Annotated in this window: 1 pseudogene; it reads right to left on the bottom strand. The window is 46.5% G+C overall.

Annotated elements, in window-relative coordinates:
- Positions 1–316, bottom strand: a pseudogene (locus tag FHC49_RS14845) (outer membrane autotransporter); the annotation flags it as partial.

The raw sequence follows: 316 nt of genomic DNA, 5'->3' as shown, positions 1-316 counted from the left end.
AAGCGCTGCCGGAAACAGAGCCACTATTAGATAAGCTTGTAATATTGCCCGTGTTCTGAATACCCGTTGTCGTTCCGGCGATAGTTCCCGTGTTGGCTAGGGTACCAATGTAGCCCGCGTTGTTAATCCCAATATCACCAGATATAATGTTGTTGTTATTGAGCAACGTGATGCTGCTGTTGTTCTTAATACCTGCATTTGTGCCGGAAACAGAGCCACTATTAGATAAGCTTGTAATATTGCCCGTGTTCTGAATACCCGTTGTCGTTCCGGCGATAGTTCCCGTGTTGGCTAGGGTACCAATGTAGCCTTCGTT

Origin of the sequence: Kluyvera sp. EC_51 (assembly GCF_019584505.1) — a bacterium.
GTDB lineage: Bacteria > Pseudomonadota > Gammaproteobacteria > Enterobacterales > Enterobacteriaceae > Kluyvera > Kluyvera sichuanensis.
This window is presented reverse-complemented; position numbering and strand designations above follow the sequence as displayed.